The sequence below is a fragment of the Pelagerythrobacter rhizovicinus genome, assembly GCF_004135625.1.
Classification (GTDB): domain Bacteria; phylum Pseudomonadota; class Alphaproteobacteria; order Sphingomonadales; family Sphingomonadaceae; genus Pelagerythrobacter; species Pelagerythrobacter rhizovicinus.
In genome coordinates this window covers 978,992-1,003,528 of sequence record NZ_SDPV01000002.1, presented here as the reverse complement: position 1 = coordinate 1,003,528, position 24,537 = coordinate 978,992, and the positions used below count along the sequence as shown (strand labels likewise).

Genomic DNA, 24,537 nt, shown 5'->3' with positions numbered 1-24,537 from the left:
TCTTGCTGTTATGCTATATAATGCAACAACTGCACCGGTTCTGCCGGTCGCAGGCGTGACAGCAGAAAGGTCCGGACCACTCGCGACAGGACAATCGACCGTTCGACCGCGCCCGATGCGGCGCGGCGCGAGGGCGATTTGACTTCTGCCCCCGGGGCCCGACCGCAGAAAGGATTTTTGCATGGCCAGCAAGGCTCCCGCCTTCGATGTCGGCGACTATGTCGTCTACCCCAAGCACGGCGTCGGCCGTGTGATCGAGCTGCAGAACGAGGAAATCGCCGGGATGCAGCTCGAGCTCTACGTGCTTCGCTTCGAGAAGGAGCGGATGACGCTTCGCGTTCCCACCAACAAGGTCGAAGCGATCGGCATGCGCAAGCTGTCGAGCGACAAGACGCTGAAGGAAGCGATGGAGACGCTCAAGGGCAAGCCGAAGATCAAGCGCACGATGTGGAGCCGCCGCGCGCAGGAATACGAAGCGAAGATCAACTCGGGCGACCTCGTCTCGATCGCCGAGGTGACGCGCGACCTGTTCCGCCCGGAGGATCAGCCCGAGCAGTCCTATTCCGAACGGCAGATCTTCGAAGCGGCCTCGAGCCGCCTCGCGCGCGAGCTGGCGGCGATGGAGAAGACTGACGAGCCGGCCGCGCTCGAGAAGATCCTCAATGTCCTGCGCGAACATGCGCCGCAGTACTACGAGAACGCCGAAGAGGCCTGATTTCGACCAAGGCCTGATTTCGACCAAGCGTCGTGTCCGACCGACGAAAGGCCGCCCTGCCGGGCGGCCTTTTTCGTATCGGGTTGAACGGACGATACTGCTGTATTATGTCGGCAATACGGGCTGGGTCCATTTCGGCACGAGGAAGGTTCACATGCTGCAGAAGATTCTCAAGGGGGTTGCGCCGGTTGTCGCGCTGATGATGGCCACCGGCTGCAACGGAAACATCAACATCAACGGTTCGGACGGCGTGCCTCTTTCCGAGCTCGACCTCGAAGGCAAGAGCCCGACCGAACTGGTTCTTGCGGGCCCCGACAACGTGGTCGTCACGCGCGGCGACGCGCTCGCCATCGACGTGAGCGGTGACCAGGAGGCGATCGATGCCCTGCGCTTCACGTTCGATGAAGAGACGCTGGGCGTCATGCGCGAGAACGACTGGAACGACGTCGACGGCACCGCCACCGTGCGCGTCACGCTGCCGCGGCTCGATAAGCTCGTGCTCGCCGGATCGGGCCGCGCCGAAGTCGATCTGCTCGACGGCGACGCCGAAGTGACCATCGCGGGCAGCGGCACGGCCGAAACCGCCAATGTCGATACGACCTCGCTCGAAGTGACGATCGCGGGTTCGGGCACCTATCGCGCCGCGGGCCGCGCCGAGCAGCTCGACTTGACGATCGCCGGTTCGGGCGATGCACGGATGGACGGCCTCCAGGTCGGCAGGGCCGATGTCTCGATCGCGGGTTCCGGCGATGCGGCGTTTGCTTCCGACGGCAGGGTCGAGGCGTCGATCATGGGTTCGGGCGACGTGACCGTGACCGGCTCCGCCCAGTGCACGATCAGCGCGATGGGCTCGGGCTCGCTCAACTGCCGCACGGGCACCGCGAGCGGCGAGGCGCCGCCCTCGCCGCCCGCCGCTCCGGCCGCACCCGGGGCGCCCGAAGCACCGCAAGCGCCAGACGTCCGGTAAATTTCCGCCGGCGTTCATCGCCCGGACGCAAACAATCGGCTATGCCGCGCGAAAGGAGGAATTCCGATGCGCGGCATAGTGCTTGTTTCGACCGTCCTGCCCATGGCTTTGGCGCTGAGCGGCTGCCTCGTCCGGACCGCGGCCGACGTGGTCACGGCCCCCGTGCGGGTGGCCAGCGGAGCGGTCGACATGGCAACCACGAGCCAGTCCGAAGCCGACGAGAAGCGCGGGCGCGAACTGCGCAAGCGGGAGGAAGAGCTGGGCAAGCTCGAACGCCGCTATGCGAACGAAATGCGCGATTGCAGCGACGGCGATCGCCGCGCCTGCGACAAGGCGCGCAAGACCTACGGCGAGATGCAGGTTCTGCTGCCGAGCATTCCGGTCGAGCCGGAACCGCGCTAGCCGGTCTCAGGCCGCGGCGCGGCGCAAGCGGTCGTTGATCGCAGCACCAACGCCTTCCTCGGGAACCGCGGCAACCGCCACGCGCGGAAGATGGGACCGTGCCGCCTCGTGCAGACAGGCGTAGAGCCGCGCGGCGGCTTCGGCGAGATCGCCGGATGGCGACAGGGTGCAGTGGCCCGCAACGTCGCCGAAACCGATCATGAACTCGTCCGCTTCGGCAACGGCGGCGTCGAGGCGAACCGGCTTACCCGGCGCGTAGTGGCTCGCGAGCTGGCCCGGCGCCTCGATCGCGCCGCCCGCGCCGCCTCTCTCGCGCGGCGCATCGAACAGCCGCCGGTGGAGCGCATCGAGATCCACCGGTCCGGGGCGCAGCTCATCCCAGCGGCCGTTCTCGCGAATGGCGAGGATCGTCGATTCGACGCCTTCCGTACAGGCGCCGGCGTCGAGGATCAGATCGATCCTCCCATCGAGCGAGGCCGAGACATGTTCGGCTCTCGTCGGGCTGATGAAGCCGCTGCGGTTCGCCGAGGGCGCGGCGAGCGGGAAATCGCAGGCGGCGAGCAATGCCCGCATCGCCGGATGCGCGGGCGCGCGCAGGGCCACCGTCGGCAGGCCGGCGGTGACTGCGGCCGCCAGGCCCGCGTCCTCGCGCCGGGGCAGGACCAGCGTCAGCGGCCCGGGCCAGACGGACTGGGCGAGACGGTCCGCGTCCCTCTCCAGCCACGCGTACCGGGCGGCCTGCGCAGCATCGCGGACGTGCACGATCAGCGGGTTGAAACTCGGCCGGCCCTTCGCCTCATAGATGCGCGCGACCGCCTCGTCGCTGTCCGCCCGCGCGGCAAGGCCGTAGACGGTCTCCGTCGGCACTGCGACCAGCCCGCCGTCGGCGAGTATTCTCGCTGCGCGAGCAATTCCTTCCGCATCCGCGGGAACTGTTTCGGTCGCGTTCTTGCCGCCCATTCCCGCGCGCTATATGCGCATCGGCGCAAAGCCAAGGGGAACCGCACGACGTGACCTATTCGCCCGCCACCCAGGACCAGTTGCTCGCCATCCGCGTCAATGCGGGGATTGCCGACCTCGCCGCATCCGAACGCTTCTCCGCTGCCGAGCCCGACATGGTCGAGGCGATCGTCGAAGGCATCGGCGCGTTCGCGGCAGGCGAATGGGCGCCGCTGAACCGCGTGGGCGACCTGGAAGGCGCGAAGCTCGAGAACGGCGTAGTGCGCCTGCCGGGCGGGTTCGCCGAGGCCTATGCCGACTATGTCGCGCAGGGCTGGAACGCGATCGCCGGCCCGGCGGAGTTCGGCGGCCAGGGCCTGCCCTTCACGCTCGCCTGCAACGTGCTCGAGAACCTCGGCACCGCGAATATGGCCTTCAGCCTGCTGCCGATGCTTTCAGTCGGCGCGATCGAGGCGCTCGAGCATCACGGAAGCGAGGCGCAGAAGGCGGCCTATCTGCCGAAACTGGTCAGCGGCGAGTGGTCGGGCACGATGAACCTCACCGAGCCGCAGGCGGGCAGCGACCTCGGCGCGCTGCGCACGGCCGCGACGCCGATCGAAAGCGGTGAGCACGCCGGCAAGTACCGCATCGCCGGACAGAAGATCTTCATCACCTTCGGCGAGCACGATCTGGCCGAGAACATCATCCATCTCGTTCTCGCGCGCCTGCCCGACGCACCCGAGGGCAGCCGCGGCATCTCGCTGTTCCTCGTGCCCAAGTACCACGTGAACGACGACGGCTCGCTCGGTCCGAAGAACGACGTGCGGTGCGTCAGCCTCGAGCACAAGCTCGGCATCAATGCCTCGCCCACCTGCGTGATGAGCTACGGCGACAACGGCGAATGCATCGGCGAACTCGTCGGCGCGGAAAACCGCGGCCTGATGGCGATGTTCACGATGATGAACAACGCGCGGATCAACGTCGGCAACCAGGGCGTGCAGATCGGCGAGCGCGCGACCCAGGCCGCGCTCGCCTATGCCCGCGAGCGCGTGCAGTCCGCCCGCGCGGGATCGCCCGACAAGACGCCGGTCGCGATCATCGAACATCCCGACGTGCGCCGCATGCTGCTGCGGATGAAGGCGCTGACCGAGGGCGCGCGGGCCCTCCTCTACTACACCGCGGGGCAGGTCGACCGCGGTACGCTGGGCGACGAAGCCGCCGACCGGCGCGGCGACGTGCTCGTGCCGCTGATCAAGGCCTGGGGAACCGACGTGGGCGTCGAAGTCGCCAGCCTCGGCGTGCAGGTCCATGGCGGCATGGGCTTCATCGAGGAGACCGGCGCCGCGCAGCATTACCGCGACGTGCGCATCGCCCCGATCTACGAAGGCACCAACGGCATTCAGGCCGCCGATCTGGTGATGCGCAAGCTGGGGCTCGAGAACGGCGCGGTGTTCGCCGCATTGATGGCGGATATCGCGCGCGATGCGACGAGCGATGAGCCGACCCTCGCCGCGCTCGCGAACGACTGTGCCGCGGTCGGCGAATGGATGCGCGACACTGCTTCGCTGGACGACCGGCTCGCCGGCAGCGTGCCATTCTGCACGATGTCCGCCGTCGCGGTCGCCGGGTGGCAGTTGCTGCGGCAGCTTCGGGCGGTCGAGAGTGGCGAAGCGCCGGGCCTCGCTGCCGCCAAGCGCGCCAGCGTGCGCTTCTTCCTCGACCGGCTCGTGGCCGAGGCGGCCGGGCTCAAGGCGTCGGCCATGGCAGGCGCGGAGCCGCTCTACGCGCTTACGAGCGAGCAACTCGCGGGATGACGCGCGGGACTTCCCCCGATCAAGGCGATCCTCTGGCGCGCATCGCCGACGCGCTCGAGAGGCTCGCGGGGGAAGCGGCACACGAAACGGATTGGCACACGGCGCCCGCCTATATGTGGGACGGGCGCTCGGCCCGGCAGGTCGCGACGATCGACGCGCCGTCGCTCGCGCTGCTCGGGGGGATCGATGCGCAGCGCGATGCCGTCGCAGCCAATGTCGTGCGGCTCGCCCGAGGCTACGCCGCACACGACATGCTGCTGTGGGGGGCGCGGGGCATGGGCAAGTCGGCGCTGGTGCGCGCCTCCGTCGTCGCAGCGCAGGCTGAGGTGCCCGGCAGCATCGCGCTGGTCCAGGTCGCGGCAGACGCCCTGCACTCGCTCCCGCGCCTGTTCGCACGGCTGCGCGACGTAGAGCGAAACTTCCTCGTTTACATCGACGATCTGGGCTTTGGCGAGGAGGATACGTCCGGACCACGCCATCTGCGCAGCTGGCTGGAGGGCGGCGTCGAGGCGCGGCCGGCGAATGTGCGCCTCGCGGTCACCTCCAACCGCCGCGCGATCGTGCCGCGGCATTCACGCGAACAGGACGATCCGCTGAATCCGCGCGATGCAGTCGACGATACGCTCGCCCTCGCCGACCGGTTCGGACTCTCGATCGGTTTTCACAATTGTACGCAGGACGAGTACCTGGCCATAATTGGCGGGTACGCCGATGAATACGGCCTGGAATGGAGCGAAGCCGACGCCCTCGAATGGGCGCGGCGCCGCGGCGCCCGGTCGGGCCGCACTGCATGGCACTATGTGAACGAGCTTGCCGGACGCGCCGGACGCGCGATCTGAGCCTCAGCGAACCACATCCTCGCGCGCGTAGTCGTCCTCGAACGTCGCCGTGCTGCCGCCCAGCTCACGTTGCGGAGGCAGCGAATCGCCCTGTCGACGCTCGATCGCCGGCAAGGGCTCGGCACCGGGAGCGATCACACGCCAGATGATACCGGCCGTGTCATCGCTGACCAGCAGCGCGCCGTCACCGGCCCATTCGACCCAGGTCGGGCGGCCGCGTGTCGTGCCCTCGCCGGTCAGGAAGCCGGACAGTACGGGGACCGGTTTGCCGAGCGGATTGCCGCGGTCGTCGAAAGCGACATAGACGACGTCGTATCCTGCCGGCGGCTTGCGGTTCCACGATCCGTGGCGCGCAATGAAAGCGCCCTGAGCGAAGCGGGGCCCCATCCGCGCGCCTTCCTCGCTGAAGACCAGCCCCAACGCCGCGACGTGCGGGCCGAGCGCATATTCGGGCCGCCGCGCGTATTCGATGAGGAACGCAGGCATCGGCGCCTCCACACGGCGATCGATGTTGTTCTTCCAGTAGACCCAGGGCCAGCCGTACTGCGCGCCGATCGGCACGTTGGTGAGATAATCGGGCACGAGATCCGAGCCGAGCATGTCGCGCTCGTTCACCGTGGTCCACAGCTCGCCGCTCCACGGGTTCCAGTCGAGCCCGTTGGGATTGCGAAGGCCCGTGGCATAGATCCGCTGGCGCCCTTGCTCCAGATCGTACTCCCAGATCGCCGCGCGGCCTTCTTCGGCTTCGATGCCCTTCTCGGCAATGTTGGAAGCCGACCCGACCGCGACGTAGACATGGCGGTCCTCGGGATCGAGCGCGATGTTGCGCATCCAGTGATTGCCGCCGGCCGGCAGGTCCATCAGCTTGCGTGGCTCGGCCACGATCTGCGTCGCGCCGAGCTCGTAGGGGAAGGCGAGCAGGGCGTCGTGATTGGCGACATAGAGCGTGCCGTCGGCCCAGGCGATGCCCGAGGGCGATTCGAGATCGCCGGTCAGCACGAAGCGCTGCTCGGCGGTACCATTCCCGTCGGCGTCGCGCAGCAGCACGAGTTCGTCGGGCGATTCGCCCCGCGCCCCGGCACGCGACATCAGCAGACCGGCGATCCAGTCGGTGAAACCGCCCCCGTCGCCCTCGCGCTTGGGCGCGCGCGTCAGCGTCACCAGGACATCGCCGTTGGGCAGCGTGTGAAGCACGCGCGGATGCTCGAGCCCCTCGGCAAAGCGTGCCACCGCGAGCCCTTCGGCCGCGCGCGGCGCCTCGTCGGATGCCCAGCCGACCGGTTCGGCGATCCGGACGGTCGGGATCGTCTCGGAATCGGGTTCGGCCAGGGTCGGATCGGTGCCGGAGACGTCCGCCACGGTGAGATCGGCCTCATCGCCCTGCACGATCCAGGCGGCCGCGAAGATGAGGACGAGGATCAGGAGGAGGACCCCGATCAGGATCTTGCGCTTGGTGCTCATGCGCGGGAGGATTACGCGCTGCGGGCCTTTGCGGCAATGGCGCAGCGGTCTAGAGGCATGCCATGTACGATTTCACTGCCGACCCCGCCCTCCCCAAGCCCGAGCTCTACCGCCAGCTTTGCGCAGCCGCCGACGCACTCACCGCCGGCGAGCGCGACGGCATCGCCAACATGGCCAACGTCGCGGCCCTGATCTGGGAGTTCGTGCCGACCCTCAACTGGTCGGGCTTCTACCGGATGGTCGAGGGCGAGCTCGTGCTCGGCCCGTTTGCAGGGCGACCTGCGTGTATCCGCATTCCGCTCGGCCAGGGCGTGTGCGGAGCCGCGGCGCAGTCGGGCGAGACGCAGCTGGTGGAGGACGTGCATGCCTTTCCCGGCCATATCGCGTGCGACGCCGCGAGCCGCTCGGAACTGGTCGTGCCGGTCTTCCGCGATGGTGGGGTGATCGCGGTGATCGATCTCGACAGCCCGGAGCGGGCGCGCTTCGATCGGGAGGATGCTGACGGTCTTGAAGCGCTGGCAGCGCTCCTCGCCGACCGGATCTGACCCCGTGGCGCCCCGTTTCGGGACATTGCGCGCAGGCACGTGTGCCTCTGTGGGTTGCAATGGTAGATTTTTCGTTAATGCCGGGAATCGACTCGGCCTAACGAAGGGGATCGACCATGACCGCCCGTCACCTGACCCTGCTCGGCGCCGCGGTGGGCGCGATCGGCGCCGCGTCTCCGGCGACGGCGCAGCAGCCTGAGATGCCGTACGAATACGCCTATCCGCTGCCGCCCGGGGAAGTGATCTACCGGCATGAACCGGTGGTGCAACCGCTTCCCGAACCGCCCGGAATGCCCGCTCCGCCGTCGGAAGCCCAGGCGTACGACGAGCCGGAGTACTACGACGAGGGGGACTACGACGACTACGCCTATGATTACGAGCGCGAGCGCCCGCCGGCGTATCACCCCGCTCCGCCCCAGCCAGGGGCCTACTATCCGGCGCCCGTCGCGCCTCCTTCCCATTTCGATCGTGAAGCGTGGCTGGCCGACTGCCGCGCATACTACCGGACCCAGGGGCGCCGCGATGACCGCGGCGTCGCCGGAGGACTGATCGGTGCGGCCGCAGGCGGGCTGATCGGCAATCGCGTCGCCGATGGTGAGCGCCTGGCAGGTACCCTGATCGGCGCGGGCGTGGGCGGTCTCGCCGGGCTGGCGATCGGAACCGCGATCGATGCGGCCGTCGATCGCGACCGGGCCGAGGACTACTGCGAGAGCCTGCTCGAACGCCGTTCGGGCGGTTACGCCCACGCGCCCGCGCCCGCCTACCCGGCCCCTTATGGATACGCCTATCCCGGATATTACGGACACGGCTGCGCGTGTACCCCGGCGGTCACCTACATGCCCGTGCTGGTGGCAGTCCCGCAGCGCGCCGTCGTGCGCGAATATGTGACCGAGGAATGGGTCGAGACCGCGCCGCGCGTCGAGCACCACCCGCGTCCCAAGCGCCGCGTGATCTCGAAGCCGGCCCCCGCAGCCGACAAGCGGATCAAGTACACCAAGAGCAGATGACTTGGGCGAAGTCGCTGTTGCGACTTCGAGAGGGGGGAGGCGGCGGCCGTGGAGCCACCTGGCCGCCGCCTTTTATCCGTTTATATCAATACCTTACGGGTCTTCAAATGTCACCGCCGGTGAGACGCTGGCAGATCAGGTCCAGCTGGTCGAGGGTGCGGTAGCGGATCGTCACGGTCCCTGAGCGCGGATCGGCATCGGTCTTGATCCGCACGCCGAGCCCGAGAAATTCCTCGAGGTGGCTCTGGACCGCCGCGATATCAGCATCCTTGGCGGGATCACGCGAGCTGCGCGCCTTGCGGCGCGGTTCGCCCGCGGCGGGCTGCGCGGCCAGCTTCTCGATCTGGCGGACCGAGAGCTTCTGAGCCACCGCGCGCTTCGCCAGTTCGACCGCCGCCTCGTTTCCGATCAGCGCCCGCGCATGGCCCATCGAGAGCGCGCCGTCCTCGACGAGGTCGAGCACTTCGTCGGGCAGATTGAGCAGGCGCTGGAGGTTCGCGACATGGCTGCGCGACTTGTCGACCAGCTGCGCGATCTCGCCCTGGGTCATGCCCTGCCGGTCGGCCAACGCATGATAGGCGCGCGCCTCCTCCACCGGGTTCAGATCCTCGCGCTGGATATTCTCGATCAGTGCCAGCGCCATGACCTCGGCTTCGTCGAGCTCGCGCACGATCGCGGGAATCTCGTGGAGCCGCGCCTTCTGCGCCGCACGCCAGCGCCGCTCGCCGGCAACCAGCTGGTAGCGTCCGCCGGCCAGCGGCCGGACAATCACCGGCTGGATCACGCCGCGCTGCGCGATCGACCCGGCAAGTTCGTCGAGCGCCGCCTCGTCGAAGCGGCGGCGCGGCTGGCCAGGGAGCGGTTCGATGGCCGATGTCGCAATGGAGGCCAGGCCCGACCGCAGCGAAGTGGTTGAATTCCCGCCATTCCCGGCCGATCTGTCGGCGGATTCGCGAACCAGCGGTTCTTCGCGTTGGGTTTCGCCGAGCAATGCGCCCAGGCCCCGGCCGAGCTTCTTCTTGCGATCGGTCGCGCCGCGAACGGGCGCCGAGCCGGGGGTTGGTTCGGTAGGGTTGCTCATGCGGCTTTCCTCTTCTCGGGAATGCGCCCGATCAGTTCACGGGCCAGCGCGATATAGGCGCGGCTGCCGGCGCAGGCGTGATCGTAGACGAGCGCCGGAAGCCCGTGGCTCGGCGCCTCGGACAAGCGCACGTTGCGCGGGATGACCGCCTCGAACACCAGCTTACCCAGGCAATCGCGCACGTCGTCGGCCACCTGATCCGTCAGCCGGTTGCGCCGATCGAACATCGTCAGCACGATACCGATGATCCCCAGATCGGGATTGAAGCGCTGCTGCACCCGCTCGACGGTCTGCAGGAGCTGGCTCAGCCCCTCGAGCGCGAAGAACTCGCATTGCAGCGGAACCAGCAGCGTATCGGCCGCGCCAAGCGCATTGAGCGTGAGCAGCCCGAGCGAAGGCGGACAGTCGATAAAGCAGATGTCGTGCGCGTGGTGATGTGCCAAAGCGCGCCGAAGCCGCGCGGTACGATCCTCGACCGACACCAGCTCGACCTCGGCCCCGCTAAGATCGACAGTGGCCGGAACGATATCCAGCCCGGGGATCGTCGTCGGATGGACGCATTCGGCGAGCGGAACCTCGTCCACGAGAATGTCGTAGGTCGAACTCTCGCGGTCAGCGCTTGCGATACCCATGCCGGTCGAGGCGTTGCCCTGGGGATCAAGGTCGACCAGCAAGGTCTTCCACCCCGTAGCCGCCATCGCCGTCGCGATATTGATCGCGGTCGTCGTCTTGCCAACCCCGCCCTTCTGGTTCGCGATGGCGATCGTGATCATGGTCTTTTTCTCCCGGCCAACCTGCCGACGATGATCCCCGATGCGGGATCCGTGCGGGATTGTTCCACGTGAAACAGCGACCGCTGCCCCTTGGGCAGCTCCTGCAATTCCTGCGCCGCGGAGCGCCCCTTGGGCAACAGCCACAGGGTTTCGCTTGTGGAAAAGCGTGAGGACAGCGTGAGGATACGTGCGAGCGGCGCAAACGCGCGCGCCGAGATCACGCCCACGGGGGCGCTGTCCACATTCTCGAGTCGTGCCCCTTCGATCCGGCAATGTTCGAGCGCAAGCTCGTCCCGCATGCGCTCAAGCCACGCGATTCGCTTACGGCGCGATTCAACGAGAACCACGGGCCAGTCGGGCCGCATCGCGGCGATGACCAGGCCCGGCAGCCCAGCCCCCGAGCCGAGGTCGAGCCACGGTCCTGTTTCACGTGGAACATACTCGAGAAGCTGCGCCGAGTCCGCGATATGCCGCAGCCATACCGATGGCAACGTTGCGCGTGCCACGAGGTTCTGCCGCTCGTTCTCCTCGGCGAGCGCGCGGATCAGTAAGTCCAGCCTCTCCATGGCGGGCGGATCGCATAGACCAGCGACATACGCGCGCGCCTGATCCTCGGTCGCGATCACGCCGCTTCTTGCCGCGCATCGCGCCGACGCGCGTGGACGAGCACCGCCGAGAGCGCCGCGGGTGTGATTCCCGGGACTCGCCCCGCTGCCGAAAGCGTCTCGGGCTGCGCCGTGGTCAGCCGCTCCACCATCTCGTTGGAGAGGCCCGGCACTTCCCCATAAGGGAAACCTGCACCAAGCCGGACGGCCTCGCTGGCACGCAGGTCCCGCAGCTCGGCCTCCTGCCGTTCGAGATAGGGCGCATAGATCGCATCCTCGGCAAGCTCCACCGCGATCTCCTCGGCCGGATCGAAACCCTGACCCAGCCACGGCGCGAGTCCCGCGAGATCGACGCCGTTGTAGCGCAGCCACTCGTCCAGCCGACGGACGCCCGAATCGCGCCGGATCGGCAGCCCGGCCTGCTCCAGCTCGGATGCGGGCACTTCCCTCGCGAGCTGCGCGCCCCACTCGGCACGCCGCTGCTCGCGCGATTCGAACCAGCGGCAGCGCGCATCGCCGACGCAACCGGCTGCGATCGCCAGCGGTGTCAGGCGCGTCGAGGCATTGTTGGCGCGCAGCCGCAGGCGATACTCGGCGCGCGCGGTCAACATGCGATAGGGTTCGCTGACCCCCTGCAGAGTCAGATCGTCGACCATGACCGCGATGTAGGAGTTGGCGCGGTCGAGCGCCGCCGGCTCGCGGCCCAGCACCGCCGCGGCCGCCGCATGCATTCCGGCGACAAGCCCCTGTGCCGCGGCTTCCTCGTAGCCGGTCGTGCCGTTGATCTGTCCCGCGCAATAGAGCCCGCCGATCGCGCGCAGCTCGAGCGCCGGCGTGAGCGCACGCGGATCGATGTGGTCGTACTCGACGGCATAGCCCGGCACGACCATGTCGACGGCTTCGAGCCCTTCCATGCTTCTGAGCATGGCGAGCTGGACGTCGACCGGAAGCGAGGTGCTGACGCCGTTGGGGTAGACGAGGTGCGTGTCGAGCCCCTCGGGTTCGAGGAACACCTGGTGTCCCTCGCGGTCGCCGAAGCGGTGGATCTTGTCCTCGATCGACGGGCAATAGCGCGGGCCCTGCGCGTCGATCGCCCCGGTGAACAGCGGCGATCGGTCGAGCCCCGCGCGAATGATATCGTGGCTGCGCGCGTTGGTGCGGGTGATGGCGCAGAAGACCTGCGGATTCGCGCGGCGCGGCATGACAGCGGACATGGTCCAGGTCCCGTCGTCGGACGGTTGCTCGGCCAGCCGCGCCCAGTCGATCGTCCGCCCGTCCAGCCGTGGCGGCGTGCCGGTCTTGAGCCGCGCCATCGGCAGCTTCGCTTCGCGGAGCTGCGCCGCCAGAACGTGCGCAGCATTCTCGCCGATCCGTCCGCCTTCGAACCGTTCCTCGCCGCGGAACAGGCGCCCTCCGAGGAAGGTGCCGGTGCACAGGATCACCGCCTGCGCTTCAATGCGTGCGCCGTCGGCGAGCGTGACACCCTTCGTCCGGCCGCCGTCCAGAATCAGGGCCGCCGCCTCCCCCGCGATCACGTCGAGATTCGCCTGCTCATCCAGCGCGTGCTGGACCGCGGCCTTGAACAGCTTGCGGTCGGCCTGGATTCGCGGACCCCACACAGCGCTGCCTTTCGACATATTGAGCATGCGGTAGTGGATCGCCGCTGCATCGGCCGCGCGGCCGATCACGCCGTCGAAGGCGTCGACCTCGCGCACGAGGTGGCCCTTCCCCAACCCGCCGATCGCCGGGTTGCAGCTCATCGCCCCGACCGTTTCGGGATCGAATGTCACCAGTCCGACGCGCGCACCCATCCGTGCGGCGACGGCTGCCGCTTCGACCCCGGCGTGCCCGCCGCCGATGACGAGGATGTCGTAGGAGCGCATGGCACGCGCGATAGGCGATCTCGTGCAGGCGGTCAAAGCGCTCGCGCTAGAGCGAACGCCGGATCGGGCCGAAGCAGTGGTGTTCCACGTGAAACATCACTTGCCGATGCAGAAGCGCCCGAACAGCGCGTCGAGCATGTGCTCGGTCGACGCCCGCCCGGTCAGGCGGTCGAAGGCACTGCGGGCGAGACGCAGGTGCTCGGCAGCGATCAGCGGATCGCCGACCGCATCTATTCCGGCGAGCGCGGCCCGCGCCTCCTCAAGCAGAACGGACTGACGCTCGGTCAGCGCGACATCTCCCGGCACGGGCATCGCGTCCCGCGCACGGGCCATCAGGCGCTCGCGCAAACGGTCCAGGTTGAACCCGGTCCTCGCCGAAAGCGCGAGCGCACCCTCGCCTTTCGCCCGGCGAGCCTCGTCGTCCGCCTTCGCGTCGATCTCCCAGGCGCCTTCCGGCCCCTGCCCTTCCTCGCCGAGCCAGAGCACGAGATCGGCGCGCGCGAGCTGCTCCTGCGCCCGGGCGATGCCGACCTTCTCGATATCGTCGCCGCTCTCGTCCTCGCGCAGCCCCGCCGTATCGACGAACGTGAAGGGAATCCCGGCGATCGCGACCGACCGTTCGAGAACGTCGCGCGTGGTTCCGGCGATGGGCGAGGTTATAGCCGCTTCGTTCTCGAGCAAGGCATTGAAAAGTGTTGATTTTCCAGCGTTGGGAGGGCCGGCGAGGACGACCCGGTATCCCTCGCGCAGCACGGTCGCGCGCGGGCGGGAGAGCCACCGGTCGAGTTCCCCGGCGAGCCGCTCTCCATCCTCCGTGAACGACGCCGGCAAGTCCGCCGCGTCCTCCTCGTCGGAGAAGTCGAGCACCGCCTCCACTTGCGCCGAAAGCGCGAGCACCCGGTCGCGCCACTCACCGACCTGCTGCGACAGTGCTCCGCCGGCCAGCGCCATGGCCGAGCGCCGCTGCAGCTCGGTCTCTGCCTCGAGCAGCCCGGCGAGCCCCTCGGCTTCGGCGAGGTCGATCCGGCCATTGGCGAAGGCGCGGCGGGTGAACTCGCCGGGGGTCGCGGCGCGCAGGCCGGGCAGCTCCGCCAGCGCGCGCTCGACCGCGCTCACCACAGCCCGTCCGCCGTGCAGGTGAAGCTCGGCCACGTCCTCGCCCGTCGCGGTTCCCGGCCCCGGCAGCCAGAGCACCAGCGCCCGGTCGAGCACCTCGCCTCCGTCGCCGCGCAAGGTTCGCGCCGCCGCCTGCCGCACCGGCGGAAGCGTGCCGGCCAATGCACGCAAGGCGTCGCCCGCGCGCGGGCCGCTGACGCGCACGACCGCGATGCCGGCGGGCAGCGCACCGCTCGACAGCGCGAAGATCGTCTCGGCCGGCGCCTCGCCGCTATCGTGGGGAATCGACGTTGGTTGCATGACTGCTTGATCGCCGCTCCCAGCATACGCCGGGATGGCGGATGGGTGGCATCCTCCCGGAGGCGAGCCCTAGGACTTCCCCTCGTCGGTGGGCTTCTTCTCCGCATTGCGCGCGGCGCCTTCCATGAAGCTCTGGAACAGCTTCAGGCCCGCCTGCCCCATCGGGGCGAGCTGCCGCGCATAGTCCTGCAACTGGTCGGGATTGCTGACGCCCTTCATCGCCTTGGCCATCATGTCGACGTAGACGTCGTTGGCCTTGCCCACGTCGGGCAGGCCCATGAAGGTCCGGGCCTCCTCGGGCGTGCAGTCGATCTCGATATGGACCTTCATCGCGGTTCCTCCGTTGGGGTCGGGAAACAAACTGGGTTTGGCATTCGCCGCGCGCAAGCGTTAAGCCCGGCCTACGCAGGTGCAACCGGGAAAGGAAGGGACGACGAAATGAGCGAGACCGCGACCATCGAGACACTCTCGGGCGAGCAGACCTTCAGCGCCTACGTCGCGCGGCCCGAGGGAGCTCCGCGAGCGGCGATCGTCGTGATCCAGGAAATCTTCGGCGTGAACCCCGGCATCCGCCGCAAGTGCGACCGCCTGGCCGAGGCCGGCTATCTCGCGGTCGCGCCCGACCTGTTCTGGCGGATCGAACCTGACGTAGAGCTCGCCCCCGACGTCGAGGCCGAATTCCAGCGCGCGCTCGAGCTGATGGACAAGTTCGACCAGGACCAGGGCATCCGCGACATCGAGGCGACCATCCACTGGATCCGCAGGAGCGAAGGCGTCGCGCAAGTCGGCGCGGTCGGCTACTGCCTCGGCGGGCGGCTCGCTTACATGACCGCGGCGCGCACCGACGTGGATGCCTCGGTCGGCTACTACGCGGTCGGGATCGACAACCTGCTGCGCGAGAAGCACGGCATCGCCAATCCCTTGATGCTGCACATCGCGGGCGACGACGGGTTTGTCGACAAGGATACGCAGACGGCCATGCACGAAGGGCTGGACGACCATCCCAAGGTCACGCTGCACGACTATCCCGGCCTCGACCACGGCTTCGCCACCGAATTCGGCAAACGCCGCGACGAACAGGGCGCGACGCTGGCGGACGAGCGCACCGCGGAGTTCTTCGCCCGGCATCTCGGCTGAGAGGCGGCAGGCGATGATCAACCGCGCGTCCTGGCGTTTCTCCGGGCACGTTGCTTCACGCTTTGTCGTCCCGGGCCTGCTGACCGCCCTGACGGCGCTGTTCGCTTGGTGGGAGCCGCTGCGCTGGGGCCTGGTGCTCACCTTGCCGCTGCTGGCGATCGCCGTGTGGGACTTCTTCCAGAAGCAGCACACCCTGCGGCGCAACTACCCGCTGCTCGCGCGGGTGCGGTGGATCATGGAGGATCTGCGCCCCTATGCCCGCGCCTACGTGATCGAGGGCGATCTCGAAGGCCGCCCGTTCAACCACGACGAGCGCGCGCTGGTCTACGCCCGCTCCAAGGGCGAACTCGACTCGCATCCCTTCGGCACCGAGCTCGACGTCTATTCGGACGAATACGAGTGGCTCGCGCATTCGATCGTGCCGAACGAGCAGGCACCTGCCGACTGGCGCGTGAAGGTAGGCAACTCGCAATGCGCGCGGCCCTACTCCGCCTCGCTGCTCAACATCTCGGCGATGAGCTTCGGGTCGCTCTCGGCCAACGCGATCCTCGCGCTCAACAAGGGCGCGGCGGCCGGCGGATTCTATCACGACACCGGCGAAGGCGGCATCTCGCGCTATCACCGGGAGCACGGCGGCGACCTCGTGTGGGAGATCGGCAGCGGCTATTTCGGCTGCCGCGACGGGGACGGCCGGTTCGATCCCGCGCGCTTTGCGGACGCGGCGCAGGCCGATCAGGTCAAGATGATCGAGATCAAGCTCAGCCAGGGCGCCAAGCCCGGCCACGGCGGCGTGCTCCCGGCTGCGAAAGTGAGCGAGGAGATCGCCGCCACTCGCGGAATCCTGCCGCACAAGGACTGCATCTCGCCCGCCGCCCACTCGACGTTCTCGACCCCGGTCGGCCTGCTCGAATGGGCCGCGCAACTGCGCGATCTCTCGGGTGGAAAGCCGATCGGAATCAAGCTCTGCGTCGGCAAGCCGCACGAGGTGTTCGCGGTGATGAAAGCCATGCGCGAGACGGGCATCCGGCTCGACTATATCGTGGTCGACGGCGCCGAGGGCGGCACCGGCGCGGCGCCGGTCGAAATGTCCAATCGGATCGGCATGCCGCTACGCGAAGGGCTGATCCTGCTGCGCAATGCACTGGTCGGCTGCGAACTGCGGGACGAGATCCGCCTGTCCGCCGCCGGCAAGGTCCATTCGGGCGCCGGCATGGCGATGAAATTCGCGCTCGGCGCCGACTGGTGCAACGCCGGGCGCGCCTTCATGTTCGCGCTCGGCTGCGTCCAGTCGATGCGCTGCCACGACGACACCTGCCCCACCGGCGTCGCGACGCAGGACGCGACACGCCAGCGCGGCCTTGTGGTGATGGACAAGTCCGAGCGGGTCACACGCTTCCACCGCCACACGCTCCACGCCCTGCGCGAGATGATTGTCGCCATGGGACTGGAGAACCCGTGGCAGATAGAACCGTGCGATCTTTCCGAGCGGCAGAACAGCGCGCGTTCGGACAGCATCGATTACATCTACAATTTCCTCGAGCCCGGAGAGCTGCTGGCCGAGCCCGAAGGCACGCAATACGCGCGCGACTGGCGCCTCGCGCGCGCCGACAGCTTCGCGAAGGCATTATGAACGGGCCCTCGGGGAACGCGAGCGCAGGCCTCGCCGCCTGGCACCGCGTGCTGGCGAACGGCAACCGGCCGGAGGAGCTGGCCGCGATCCTCGCGGACAATGCCGTGTTCCACTCGCCCGTCGTCCACACCCCGCAGGCCGGCAAGGCCACGGTCGTCGCCTATCTCGCCGCGGCCGGCCAGGTGCTCGGCGGCGAGCAGTTCCGCTACGTGCGCGAACTGGTCGACGGTCGCGACGTGCTGCTCGAATTCAAGACGCAGATCGACGGCATCCATATCAACGGCGTGGACCTCATCCGCTTCGACGAGAGCGGAAAGATTAGCGATTTCAAGGTGATGATACGCCCGCTCAAGGCCATCAACAAAGTCTGGGAAGCGATGGCGGCCCAACTCGGGCGCGCGTCAGGCTAGTCGTTCGAGGACGAAGTCCACACGCTCCGCAGCGCTGACGAGCGGCAGGTCGACCGGCTCGTAGCCGTAGTCGCGCCAGGCAGCCATGACCGCCGCATCGCTCGCCAGCGCGGCCTCCCAGTCCTGGATCCGCTCTTCGTCGGGCCGGTAGATCGCCTGCCACGGCGGCGCGCGGAACACCGGGCCGTCGTAGCGCAGCTCGCGGCAGGCACGGTCGATGTCTTCGGGCACCGTCAGGCCTTCGAGCCGCAGGAAGCCGACGATGTCGGGAAAGCCGCGGTCGAACACCGTCGGGCCCGACCGCCCCTCGGCCGCACGCCAGGCGGCGAGCTCCGCATCGAACATCGCGCGTGCGAAGCCAGCGGGGTCGTCCGCGCGCAAGGCCATCCCGCCCGCCTCGCGCAGGATCGCGCGCGCGACCTCCGGCTCGGTCGCAACCCCGCGCCGGGCCAGCGCATCGAGCAGGGTCGACTTGCCCGTGCCGGGACCGCCGGTGATCGCCGCACGGACCGGGACCGACATGCCCGCCCTACTGGTTCATCGTCGCGAAGAAGTCCTCGTTGGTCTTGGAATCCTTCATCTTGTCGAGGAGGAATTCCATCGCATCGATCGTGCCCATCTGCATGAGGATGCGCCGGAGGACCCACATCTTGGAGAGCTTGTCCTTCTCGACCAGCAGCTCTTCCTTGCGGGTGCCGGACTTGCCGACGTCGAGCGCCGGGAAGATGCGCTTGTCGGCGACCTTGCGGTCGAGCACGATCTCCGAATTGCCGGTGCCCTTGAACTCTTCGAAGATGACCTCGTCCATGCGGCTGCCGGTATCGATCAGCGCGGTAGCGATGATTGACAGGCTACCGCCTTCCTCGATGTTGCGAGCCGCGCCGAAGAAGCGCTTGGGCCGCTGGAGCGCGTTGGCGTCGACGCCGCCGGTCAGCACCTTGCCCGAGCTCGGCACGACGGTGTTGTAGGCGCGGCCTAGGCGGGTGATCGAATCGAGCAGGATCACGACGTCCTTCTTGTGCTCGACCAGGCGCTTGGCCTTCTCGATCACCATTTCGGCGACCTGGACGTGGCGCGTGGCGGGCTCGTCGAAGGTCGAGGAGATGACCTCGCCGTTCACGCTGCGCTGCATGTCCGTGACTTCCTCCGGCCGCTCGTCGACGAGCAGGACCAGCAGGAAGACTTCCGGATGATTGTCGGTGATCGCCTTGGCGATGTTCTGCATCAGCACGGTCTTGCCGGTCCGCGGCGGGGCGACGATCAGCGCGCGCTGGCCCTTGCCCTGCGGGCTGATGATGTCGATCACCCGCGCGCTCTTGTCCTTCACGGTCGGGTCGAGCGTGTCGAGGTTGAGCTTCTCGTCCGGATAGAGCGGCGTCAGGTTGTCGAAGTTGGTCCGGTGGCGGACCGCGTCGGGATCGTCGAAATTGACCTTGGTGAGGCTGGTGAGCGCGAAATAGCGTTCGCCGTCCTTAGGCGCGCGGATCTCGCCTTCGACCGTGTCGCCGGTCCTCAGGCCCCATTTGCGGATCTGGTTGGGGGAGACGTAGATGTCGTCGGGCCCGGCGAGGTAGTTCGCCTCGGGGCTGCGGAGGAAGCCGAAGCCGTCCTGCAGCACCTCGATCGTGCCCACGCCCATGATCTTCTCGTCGTACTCGTCGTCCTCCGCCAGCTCGCGCAGGATGCAGAACATCAGGTCCTGCCGGCGCATGGTGGAGGCGCCCTCGACGCCGAGTTCCTCGGCCATCGACACCAGGTCGGCCGGGGGTTTCTGCTTCAGTTCTTTCAAGTGCATCGTGTGTTCCGTGGTGGAATGGCCGGCAGGTCGTATGGGTCCTTCGCCTTCGACAGAGATCGGGGCTCAGGACATGCTTGGAGAAAGCGGACCCGGCACCGCTTGACCGCGGAGCCTCAGCCGGAAGAGAGCTTCGAAATAAGCCTGCGCCGCCGCGCCGTCAATTCGCTTTGCGCACATTCGGCGCCGGCCGGTCCGGCAATCAGAACGGGCGGACGATCACCAGCACGACGATCAGCGCCGCGGCGATCCCGGGCACTTCGTTGAGCAGCCGCAATTTGCGCCCCTCGAGCGGGCGCTCGCGGCGCGCGAGCTTCTTCGCATAGGCGGCCATCCACCCGTGATAGCCCGACAGCGCGAGCACGAGCAGCAGCTTGGCGTGGAACCAGCCCTGGCTCCAGGCATCGACCGTGAAGGCAAGCACCAGGCCGAGCACCCAGACGACCACGATCGAAGGCAGGAGGATGATCTTCAGCAGGCGCCGCTCACGCTCGACCCAGGCGGTATCCTCGGCCGATCCGGGGGCGGATTCCTGATGATAGACGAAGAAGCGCGGCAGCATGAACAGGCCGGCCATCCAGAAGATCACGAAGATCAGGTGGCCCGCCTTGAGCCAGTAGTAGGTCATGCCGAGGATGTCCTGCATAGGCGCGATGTAAGATCAGAGCTTGAACCTGGCAACGGCCCGAATCGCCGCGGGTCAAAGGCGCAAGCAGAACTCGCTCCCCCACCCTCTCCGTCACCCTGAACGTGTTTCAGGGTCCATGCCTCCTCCCGCACCGCCGGCTCGAGGAGCAAGATGGGCCCTGAAACAAGTTCAGGGTGACGAGGGTTCAGGCTGCGGGAACGGTGCAGCAAATATCGGGGGACACGCGTCACCCCCTCCATGCGCGAACGGTTTCGATCAGCGTCTCGACGTGCGCGATCGGCGTGTGCTGGCCGATCCCGTGGCCGAGATTGAACACATGCGGCCGGTCCGCGAAGGCGTCGAGAATCGCGCGCGCCCCGCCGGCCAGCCGCTCGCCGCCCGCGAGCAGCAGCAGGGGATCGAGATTGCCCTGGACCGCCATGCCCGCCGGCAGTTCGTGCGCCACCCATGCCGGATCGAGCGTCTCGTCCACCCCGACCGCGGCCACGCCGGTTTCGCGGGCATAGGCCGGCAGCTTCTCGCCCGAGCCCTTGGGAAAGCCGATCACCGGCAGGCCCGGGAACCGCTCGGCCATGGCGGCGGTCAGGGCCGCGTTGGGCGCGATCACCCAGCGCTCGAATTCGCGCGGCGCGAGGCTGCCGGCCCAGCTGTCGAACAGCTGCACCGCCTCGGCCCCGGCTTCGATCTGGCCAGCGAGATATTCGGCCGTGACCGCGACGATCGCGTCTATCAGCGCCTGGAACGCCGCGGGATCGCGGTAGGCCATCTCGCGCGCGGCGTGCTGGTCGCGGCTGCCCTCGCCCGCCACCATGTAGGTCGCGACGGTCCACGGGCTGCCGGCGAAGCCGAGCAAGGTCGTCTCGGACGAAAGCCGCGCGCGCACCTGCCGCACCGTCTGGTAGATCGGCGCAAGGCGGCCCGGAACCGCCTCCAGGCTCGCCAATGCGGTATCGACCAGCGCCGGCGAGAGCTTCGGGCCTTCGCCGGCGAGGAATGCGAGATCCTGCCCCATCGCGTAAGGCACGATTAGGATATCGGAAAACAGGATCGCGCCGTCGAAACCGAACCGGTCGATCGGCTGCATGGTGACCTCGGCCGCGGCCTCGCTGTCGTAGACCAGCTCGAGGAAACCGCCCTTCTCCGCCCGCAGCGCGCGGTATTCGGGCAGGTAGCGGCCCGCCTGACGCATGAGCCAAAGCGGCACGCGCTCGCCGCGTTTTCCGCGCAGGGTGTCGAGAAGAAGACCGGGCATTCGGGAAGGTCCAATCCAAATAATAAAGTATTTAAATAGGATGCTGGAGTCTGTTGGCCCTGTGGATATCGGGGACAGGCGCGCCCTGCCCGATTTCTCCCGGATTGAACAGGCCCAGAGGGTTCGCGACTCATTGGTCTGCCGCGTCAACCGATGCTTTTCCCCACTGTCCCCAGCCTGTCGAAAAGCCGCGCGCCATGTCCACAAGCGCGGGTGCGGAATGGCTGACAGCGGGAATGAAAACGGCCCGCGAACTTGTCGCCAGCTTTCTCCCGTGGTTTATGCCGGGCATTCTCCACAGCCGATCGCGCACCCTTACGGATGAGCCGCCTCCACCTCCATCTCGTGTCCGATTCCACCGGCGAAACGCTGGAAATGGTGGCCAAGGCCGCGCTTGCCCAGTTCGACGCGGCGGAGATCGTGCGCCATTTCTGGCCGATGGTCCGCTCGCGCCAGCATCTCTCGCGGATCCTGCCCGATCTCGCCGACAACCCGGGCCTCGTGCTGTTCACGCTGGTCAATCCCGAAACGCGCGCGACGCTGGAGGAGCATTGCCGCCAGCTCGGCCTGCCGGCGGTGCCCGCGCTCGACGCGGTGACCGAGGCGCTCGAGGCGCAGCTTGGGCAGGAAGCCCACGGCCGCCCGGGCCGGCAGCATGCGATGGACGAGGCCTATTTCCGCCGGGTCGACGCGATCCACTTCACGATCGCGCACGACGACGGGCTCGGGTGGGAGGACTGGGAGCAGGCCGACATCGTGCTCGCCGGCGTCTCGCGCTCGTCGAAGACGCCGACCAGCATCTATCTCGCCAACCGCGGATACAAAGTCGCGAACATTCCGCTGGTCATCGAAAGCCCGCCCCCGCCCGCCCTGTTCGAACTGCGCCATCCGCTGGTCGTCGGCCTCACCACTGCGCCCGAGCGGCTGGTGCAGATCCGCCGCAATCGCCTGCTCACCCTCAACGAGACGGCCGAGACGTCGTACATTGATGCCGAGCGGGTGCGCAGCGAAGTCCAGTTCGCCCGCCGCATGTTCGCCGACAATGGCTGGCCGGTGATCGATGTCACGCGCCGCTCGATCGAGGAGACCGCGGCGGCGATCATCCGCCTGCTGGGCGAGCGGCCGAGCGATGGCGACGACGTGGTCGCCGGATCGAAGCCGATATGACGCTGGTGCTCGCATCGAAGAGCGCCTCGCGCGCGGCCATGCTCGCGGCGGCGGGCGTCGCGTTCGAGGCGCGGCCGGCGCGGGTGGACGAGCGCGCGCTCGAAGCGCAGCTCGGCGCCGCCCCGCCCGACCAGGTCGCCCTGGCGCTGGCCGAGGCCAAGGCGCTCGCTGTCGCGGAGCCCGAGCGGCCGGTGCTCGGCAGCGATTCGCTGGTGGTGGTCGGCGACCGCCGCTTCGACAAGCCCGCCAGCCGCGAGGAAGCGGCCGAGCACCTGCGCGCGTTCTCGGGCCGGGTCATGCATCTCCACTCCGCCGCCGCCATCGCCCGCGGCGGGTCGGTCGTCTGGCGCGAAACTTCACTCGCCATGCTTCACACGCGCAAGTTTACTGAAGATTTCATCCAGACCTACCTCAACACCGAATGGCCCGCGGTAAGCCACTGCGTCGGCGTATTCCGGATCGAAGGCCCCGGCGTGCAATTGTTCGACCGGATCGAAGGCGACCAGTTCACCGTGCTCGGAATGCCGCTCCTCGCCGTGCTCGGCGCCTTGCGCGACATGGGGGAGCTGCCGCGATGAGCGCCGCCTATGCCGAAGTGATCGGTGATCCGATCGCGCAGTCGAAGTCGCCGCTCATCCACCGCTTCTGGATCGAAGGCGCCGGGCTCGACGCCGACTACCGCGCGCACCGCGTGGCGGAAGGGGCGCTGGGCGACTACCTCGCGGCGCGGCGCACCGATAGGGCCTGGCGCGGGTGCAACGTTACGATGCCGCACAAGCAGGCGATCATTCCCCTGCTCGACCGGATCGATCCCTTCGCGGCCCGAGTGGGCGCGGTCAACACGGTGGTGCGCGAAGGCGATGCGCTGGCCGGCTACAACACCGACGTGGCCGGGTTCCTCGAGCCGCTCGAAGGCATGCTCGGCGAACGGCACCTGTTCCGCATGGCGCGCGTCTTCGGCACCGGCGGCGCGACACGCGCGGTGATCACCGCGCTCGCCGGCCACGGGTTCACCCTCGTTCTCGCCGGACGCGATCCGCAGAAGGCGCGCGCACTGCTCGACGAGCTCGATCCGGGCGGCGAGCATCATGCGGTGGCGCTCGACCACTTCGCGCAGGCGACCGATTTCGCCTTCGACGACCGCGAGGGCTGCTGCGACCTGCTGGTCAACACCACGCCGCTGGGCATGCGCGGCCAGGCGCCGCTTGCCTTCGACTTCAGCCACGCGCCGCCGGGATCGGTCGCCTACGACATCGTGACCGATCCGGTGGAGACCGACTTCCTGCAGCGCGCGAGGGCCGCGGGCTTCGGCACGATCGACGGCCTTTCGATGCTGATCGGGCAGGCGGCCGCCGCCTTCGTGCGCTTCTTCGGCACCGCCGCGCCGCGCGATCGCGATGGTGAACTGCGCGCAAGGCTCACGCCATGACCTGCCCGAGGATCGTCGGCCTCACCGGCTCGATCGGCATGGGCAAGTCGACCGTGGCCGCGATGTTCGAACGCGTGGGCGTGCCGGTGTTCGACGCCGATGCCGAAGTGCGGCGCATGCAGGGGCCGGACGGCACGCTGGTCCCGGCGATCGAGGCGGCCTTTCCCGGATCCACCGGTCCCGAAGGCGTCCGGCGCGAGGCGCTTGGCGCGCAGGTTTTCGGCGATCCGGAGGCGCTCGCGCGCCTGGAGCGGATCGTCCATCCGGCGGTCGCTGCACGGCGGCAGGAATTCCTGATCGAACATGCGGGCGCACCCGTGGTGGTGTTCGATATCCCGCTGCTGTTCGAGAAAGGCGGGCACGCGCAAGTCGACGCGATCGTCGTTGTCTCGGCGCCGGCCGAGGTGCAGCGCGAGCGCGTGCTTCGGCGGCCGGGGATGACGGCGGAGAAGTTCGCGCAGATCCTCGCGCTGCAAGTGCCCGACGAGGAGAAGCGCGCCCGCGCGGACCATGTGATCGATACCGGACGCCCTCTCGCCGAGACCGAGGCCGCGGTGCGCGCGCTCGCCGCCGAGTTGGCTCGTTAGATTACGCTCCAGATCGGGCTAAAAAAGCGCTTGC

Annotated in this window: 26 protein-coding genes; 14 read left to right on the top strand and 12 right to left on the bottom strand. The window is 68.2% G+C overall.

Going from position 1 to position 24,537, the window contains the following annotated elements:
• Positions 1–181 precede the first annotated feature (181 nt).
• The 3 genes from ETX26_RS12665 to ETX26_RS12655 all read left to right on the top strand — a co-directional run bounded on the left by ETX26_RS12665 (position 182) and on the right by ETX26_RS12655 (position 2,084).
• Positions 182–715, top strand: coding sequence for a CarD family transcriptional regulator (locus tag ETX26_RS12665; RefSeq protein ID WP_129525024.1), 534 nt, complete (start codon positions 182–184; stop codon positions 713–715).
• Positions 716–869: 154 nt separating this feature from the next.
• Complete coding sequence (locus ETX26_RS12660; RefSeq protein WP_129525023.1) at positions 870–1,682, top strand: head GIN domain-containing protein; 813 nt, start codon at positions 870–872, stop codon at positions 1,680–1,682.
• 66 nt (positions 1,683–1,748) lie between these two features.
• The gene (locus tag ETX26_RS12655; RefSeq protein WP_225425768.1) at positions 1,749–2,084 is read left to right on the top strand and encodes a hypothetical protein; all 336 of its coding nucleotides are present in this window, start codon (positions 1,749–1,751) and stop codon (positions 2,082–2,084) included.
• A 6-nt stretch (positions 2,085–2,090) separates the two neighbouring features.
• Here the strand turns inward: ETX26_RS12655 and ETX26_RS12650 are convergent, their stop codons facing one another.
• On the bottom strand, positions 2,091–3,044 hold the full coding sequence (locus ETX26_RS12650) for an L-threonylcarbamoyladenylate synthase (RefSeq protein ID WP_129525022.1): 954 nt from the start codon (positions 3,042–3,044) through the stop codon (positions 2,091–2,093).
• Positions 3,045–3,094: 50 nt separating this feature from the next.
• Between ETX26_RS12650 and ETX26_RS12645 the strand changes: the two genes are divergently transcribed.
• Positions 3,095–4,837 (top strand): acyl-CoA dehydrogenase, encoded by a 1,743-nt coding sequence (locus ETX26_RS12645; protein WP_129525021.1) that lies wholly within the window; start codon positions 3,095–3,097, stop codon positions 4,835–4,837.
• Complete coding sequence (locus ETX26_RS12640) at positions 4,834–5,676, top strand: DUF815 domain-containing protein (protein ID WP_129525020.1); 843 nt, start codon at positions 4,834–4,836, stop codon at positions 5,674–5,676. The genes ETX26_RS12645 and ETX26_RS12640 overlap by 4 nt, the downstream gene beginning before the upstream one ends.
• A 3-nt stretch (positions 5,677–5,679) precedes the next feature.
• Here ETX26_RS12640 and ETX26_RS12635 read toward each other — a convergent pair whose 3' ends face one another.
• Positions 5,680–7,137: a PQQ-dependent sugar dehydrogenase gene (locus tag ETX26_RS12635; protein WP_129525019.1), complete on the bottom strand. Its 1,458-nt coding sequence runs from the start codon at positions 7,135–7,137 to the stop codon at positions 5,680–5,682.
• 62 nt (positions 7,138–7,199) lie between these two features.
• Between ETX26_RS12635 and ETX26_RS12630 the strand changes: the two genes are divergently transcribed.
• A complete protein-coding gene (locus ETX26_RS12630; protein WP_129525018.1) occupies positions 7,200–7,682 on the top strand; it encodes a GAF domain-containing protein in 483 nt (160 codons plus the stop codon).
• 116 nt (positions 7,683–7,798) lie between these two features.
• Positions 7,799–8,689 carry a glycine zipper 2TM domain-containing protein gene (locus ETX26_RS12625; protein ID WP_225425767.1) on the top strand — a complete coding sequence of 297 codons (891 nt, stop codon included), beginning with the start codon at positions 7,799–7,801 and terminating at the stop codon, positions 8,687–8,689.
• Between the two features lie 103 nt (positions 8,690–8,792).
• On the opposite strand, the gene ETX26_RS12620 is transcribed toward ETX26_RS12625, so the two are convergent.
• From ETX26_RS12620 to ETX26_RS12595, 6 genes are all read right to left on the bottom strand, one after another.
• Positions 8,793–9,770, bottom strand: coding sequence for a ParB/RepB/Spo0J family partition protein (locus ETX26_RS12620; protein ID WP_129525017.1), 978 nt, complete (start codon positions 9,768–9,770; stop codon positions 8,793–8,795).
• Complete coding sequence (locus ETX26_RS12615; RefSeq protein WP_129525016.1) at positions 9,767–10,543, bottom strand: ParA family protein; 777 nt, start codon at positions 10,541–10,543, stop codon at positions 9,767–9,769. Before ETX26_RS12615 ends, ETX26_RS12620 begins: the two co-directional genes overlap by 4 nt.
• Positions 10,540–11,169, bottom strand: a complete 630-nt coding sequence (gene rsmG / locus ETX26_RS12610; RefSeq protein WP_129525015.1) for a 16S rRNA (guanine(527)-N(7))-methyltransferase RsmG — start codon at positions 11,167–11,169, stop codon at positions 10,540–10,542. Before rsmG ends, ETX26_RS12615 begins: the two co-directional genes overlap by 4 nt.
• The gene (gene mnmG / locus ETX26_RS12605; RefSeq protein ID WP_129525014.1) at positions 11,166–13,031 is read right to left on the bottom strand and encodes a tRNA uridine-5-carboxymethylaminomethyl(34) synthesis enzyme MnmG; all 1,866 of its coding nucleotides are present in this window, start codon (positions 13,029–13,031) and stop codon (positions 11,166–11,168) included. The genes rsmG and mnmG overlap by 4 nt, the downstream gene beginning before the upstream one ends.
• A 96-nt stretch (positions 13,032–13,127) precedes the next feature.
• Positions 13,128–14,447, bottom strand: coding sequence for a tRNA uridine-5-carboxymethylaminomethyl(34) synthesis GTPase MnmE (mnmE, locus tag ETX26_RS12600; RefSeq protein WP_129525013.1), 1,320 nt, complete (start codon positions 14,445–14,447; stop codon positions 13,128–13,130).
• 69 nt (positions 14,448–14,516) lie between these two features.
• Positions 14,517–14,777 (bottom strand): DUF6489 family protein, encoded by a 261-nt coding sequence (locus ETX26_RS12595; protein ID WP_129525012.1) that lies wholly within the window; start codon positions 14,775–14,777, stop codon positions 14,517–14,519.
• A 108-nt stretch (positions 14,778–14,885) separates the two neighbouring features.
• Here ETX26_RS12595 and ETX26_RS12590 point away from each other — a divergent pair, with 108 nt between their 5' ends.
• From ETX26_RS12590 to ETX26_RS12580, 3 genes are read left to right on the top strand one after another with little or no spacing between them, the layout of a single operon-like run.
• Complete coding sequence (locus ETX26_RS12590) at positions 14,886–15,584, top strand: dienelactone hydrolase family protein (protein WP_129525011.1); 699 nt, start codon at positions 14,886–14,888, stop codon at positions 15,582–15,584.
• Between the two features lie 13 nt (positions 15,585–15,597).
• Positions 15,598–17,214 carry an FMN-binding glutamate synthase family protein gene (locus ETX26_RS12585; RefSeq protein WP_129525010.1) on the top strand — a complete coding sequence of 539 codons (1,617 nt, stop codon included), beginning with the start codon at positions 15,598–15,600 and terminating at the stop codon, positions 17,212–17,214.
• Positions 17,211–17,624 carry a nuclear transport factor 2 family protein gene (locus ETX26_RS12580; protein ID WP_129525009.1) on the top strand — a complete coding sequence of 138 codons (414 nt, stop codon included), beginning with the start codon at positions 17,211–17,213 and terminating at the stop codon, positions 17,622–17,624. The genes ETX26_RS12585 and ETX26_RS12580 overlap by 4 nt, the downstream gene beginning before the upstream one ends.
• Here the strand turns inward: ETX26_RS12580 and ETX26_RS12575 are convergent.
• From ETX26_RS12575 to hemE, 4 genes are all read right to left on the bottom strand, one after another.
• A complete protein-coding gene (locus tag ETX26_RS12575) occupies positions 17,616–18,146 on the bottom strand; it encodes an AAA family ATPase (protein WP_129525008.1) in 531 nt (176 codons plus the stop codon). The genes ETX26_RS12580 and ETX26_RS12575 overlap by 9 nt on opposite strands.
• 7 nt (positions 18,147–18,153) lie before the next feature.
• Positions 18,154–19,419 carry a transcription termination factor Rho gene (rho, locus tag ETX26_RS12570; protein ID WP_129525007.1) on the bottom strand — a complete coding sequence of 422 codons (1,266 nt, stop codon included), beginning with the start codon at positions 19,417–19,419 and terminating at the stop codon, positions 18,154–18,156.
• Positions 19,420–19,621: 202 nt separating this feature from the next.
• A complete protein-coding gene (locus ETX26_RS12565; RefSeq protein ID WP_129525006.1) occupies positions 19,622–20,065 on the bottom strand; it encodes a CopD family protein in 444 nt (147 codons plus the stop codon).
• A gap of 229 nt (positions 20,066–20,294) precedes the next feature.
• Positions 20,295–21,320 carry a uroporphyrinogen decarboxylase gene (gene hemE, locus ETX26_RS12560; protein WP_129525005.1) on the bottom strand — a complete coding sequence of 342 codons (1,026 nt, stop codon included), beginning with the start codon at positions 21,318–21,320 and terminating at the stop codon, positions 20,295–20,297.
• 321 nt (positions 21,321–21,641) lie between these two features.
• On the opposite strand from hemE, the gene ETX26_RS12555 reads away from it, so the two are divergent.
• Genes ETX26_RS12555 through coaE form a run of 4 tightly spaced genes read left to right on the top strand, consistent with a single transcriptional unit; the run spans position 21,642 to position 24,503 of the window.
• Positions 21,642–22,487 carry a pyruvate, water dikinase regulatory protein gene (locus ETX26_RS12555; protein WP_129525004.1) on the top strand — a complete coding sequence of 282 codons (846 nt, stop codon included), beginning with the start codon at positions 21,642–21,644 and terminating at the stop codon, positions 22,485–22,487.
• Entirely contained in the window at positions 22,484–23,065 is a 582-nt protein-coding gene (locus tag ETX26_RS12550; protein ID WP_129525003.1) for a Maf family protein, read from the top strand. The genes ETX26_RS12555 and ETX26_RS12550 overlap by 4 nt, the downstream gene beginning before the upstream one ends.
• Positions 23,062–23,916, top strand: a complete 855-nt coding sequence (locus tag ETX26_RS12545) for a shikimate dehydrogenase family protein (RefSeq protein WP_129525002.1) — start codon at positions 23,062–23,064, stop codon at positions 23,914–23,916. The genes ETX26_RS12550 and ETX26_RS12545 overlap by 4 nt, the downstream gene beginning before the upstream one ends.
• A complete protein-coding gene (gene coaE, locus ETX26_RS12540; RefSeq protein ID WP_129525001.1) occupies positions 23,913–24,503 on the top strand; it encodes a dephospho-CoA kinase in 591 nt (196 codons plus the stop codon). The genes ETX26_RS12545 and coaE overlap by 4 nt, the downstream gene beginning before the upstream one ends.
• Positions 24,504–24,537: the final 34 nt, after the last annotated feature.

What these genes read in the sequence shown, in the direction of transcription:
- ETX26_RS12665 (WP_129525024.1), top strand. Translation starts at nt 182, where the DNA reads ATGGCCAGCAAGGCTCCCGCCTTCGATGTCGGCGACTATGTCGTCTAC.
- ETX26_RS12660 (WP_129525023.1), top strand. Translation starts at nt 870, where the DNA reads ATGCTGCAGAAGATTCTCAAGGGGGTTGCGCCGGTTGTCGCGCTGATG.
- ETX26_RS12655 (WP_225425768.1), top strand. Translation starts at nt 1,749, where the DNA reads ATGCGCGGCATAGTGCTTGTTTCGACCGTCCTGCCCATGGCTTTGGCG.
- ETX26_RS12650 (WP_129525022.1), bottom strand. Translation starts at nt 3,044, where the DNA reads ATGGGCGGCAAGAACGCGACCGAAACAGTTCCCGCGGATGCGGAAGGA.
- ETX26_RS12640 (WP_129525020.1), top strand. Translation starts at nt 4,834, where the DNA reads ATGACGCGCGGGACTTCCCCCGATCAAGGCGATCCTCTGGCGCGCATC.
- ETX26_RS12635 (WP_129525019.1), bottom strand. Translation starts at nt 7,137, where the DNA reads ATGAGCACCAAGCGCAAGATCCTGATCGGGGTCCTCCTCCTGATCCTC.
- ETX26_RS12630 (WP_129525018.1), top strand. Translation starts at nt 7,200, where the DNA reads ATGTACGATTTCACTGCCGACCCCGCCCTCCCCAAGCCCGAGCTCTAC.
- ETX26_RS12625 (WP_225425767.1), top strand. Translation starts at nt 7,799, where the DNA reads ATGACCGCCCGTCACCTGACCCTGCTCGGCGCCGCGGTGGGCGCGATC.
- ETX26_RS12620 (WP_129525017.1), bottom strand. Translation starts at nt 9,770, where the DNA reads ATGAGCAACCCTACCGAACCAACCCCCGGCTCGGCGCCCGTTCGCGGC.
- ETX26_RS12615 (WP_129525016.1), bottom strand. Translation starts at nt 10,543, where the DNA reads ATGATCACGATCGCCATCGCGAACCAGAAGGGCGGGGTTGGCAAGACG.
- mnmG (WP_129525014.1), bottom strand. Translation starts at nt 13,031, where the DNA reads ATGCGCTCCTACGACATCCTCGTCATCGGCGGCGGGCACGCCGGGGTC.
- mnmE (WP_129525013.1), bottom strand. Translation starts at nt 14,447, where the DNA reads ATGCAACCAACGTCGATTCCCCACGATAGCGGCGAGGCGCCGGCCGAG.
- ETX26_RS12595 (WP_129525012.1), bottom strand. Translation starts at nt 14,777, where the DNA reads ATGAAGGTCCATATCGAGATCGACTGCACGCCCGAGGAGGCCCGGACC.
- ETX26_RS12590 (WP_129525011.1), top strand. Translation starts at nt 14,886, where the DNA reads ATGAGCGAGACCGCGACCATCGAGACACTCTCGGGCGAGCAGACCTTC.
- ETX26_RS12585 (WP_129525010.1), top strand. Translation starts at nt 15,598, where the DNA reads ATGATCAACCGCGCGTCCTGGCGTTTCTCCGGGCACGTTGCTTCACGC.
- ETX26_RS12580 (WP_129525009.1), top strand. Translation starts at nt 17,211, where the DNA reads ATGAACGGGCCCTCGGGGAACGCGAGCGCAGGCCTCGCCGCCTGGCAC.
- ETX26_RS12575 (WP_129525008.1), bottom strand. Translation starts at nt 18,146, where the DNA reads ATGTCGGTCCCGGTCCGTGCGGCGATCACCGGCGGTCCCGGCACGGGC.
- rho (WP_129525007.1), bottom strand. Translation starts at nt 19,419, where the DNA reads ATGCACTTGAAAGAACTGAAGCAGAAACCCCCGGCCGACCTGGTGTCG.
- ETX26_RS12565 (WP_129525006.1), bottom strand. Translation starts at nt 20,065, where the DNA reads ATGCAGGACATCCTCGGCATGACCTACTACTGGCTCAAGGCGGGCCAC.
- hemE (WP_129525005.1), bottom strand. Translation starts at nt 21,320, where the DNA reads ATGCCCGGTCTTCTTCTCGACACCCTGCGCGGAAAACGCGGCGAGCGC.
- ETX26_RS12555 (WP_129525004.1), top strand. Translation starts at nt 21,642, where the DNA reads ATGAGCCGCCTCCACCTCCATCTCGTGTCCGATTCCACCGGCGAAACG.
- ETX26_RS12550 (WP_129525003.1), top strand. Translation starts at nt 22,484, where the DNA reads ATGACGCTGGTGCTCGCATCGAAGAGCGCCTCGCGCGCGGCCATGCTC.
- ETX26_RS12545 (WP_129525002.1), top strand. Translation starts at nt 23,062, where the DNA reads ATGAGCGCCGCCTATGCCGAAGTGATCGGTGATCCGATCGCGCAGTCG.
- coaE (WP_129525001.1), top strand. Translation starts at nt 23,913, where the DNA reads ATGACCTGCCCGAGGATCGTCGGCCTCACCGGCTCGATCGGCATGGGC.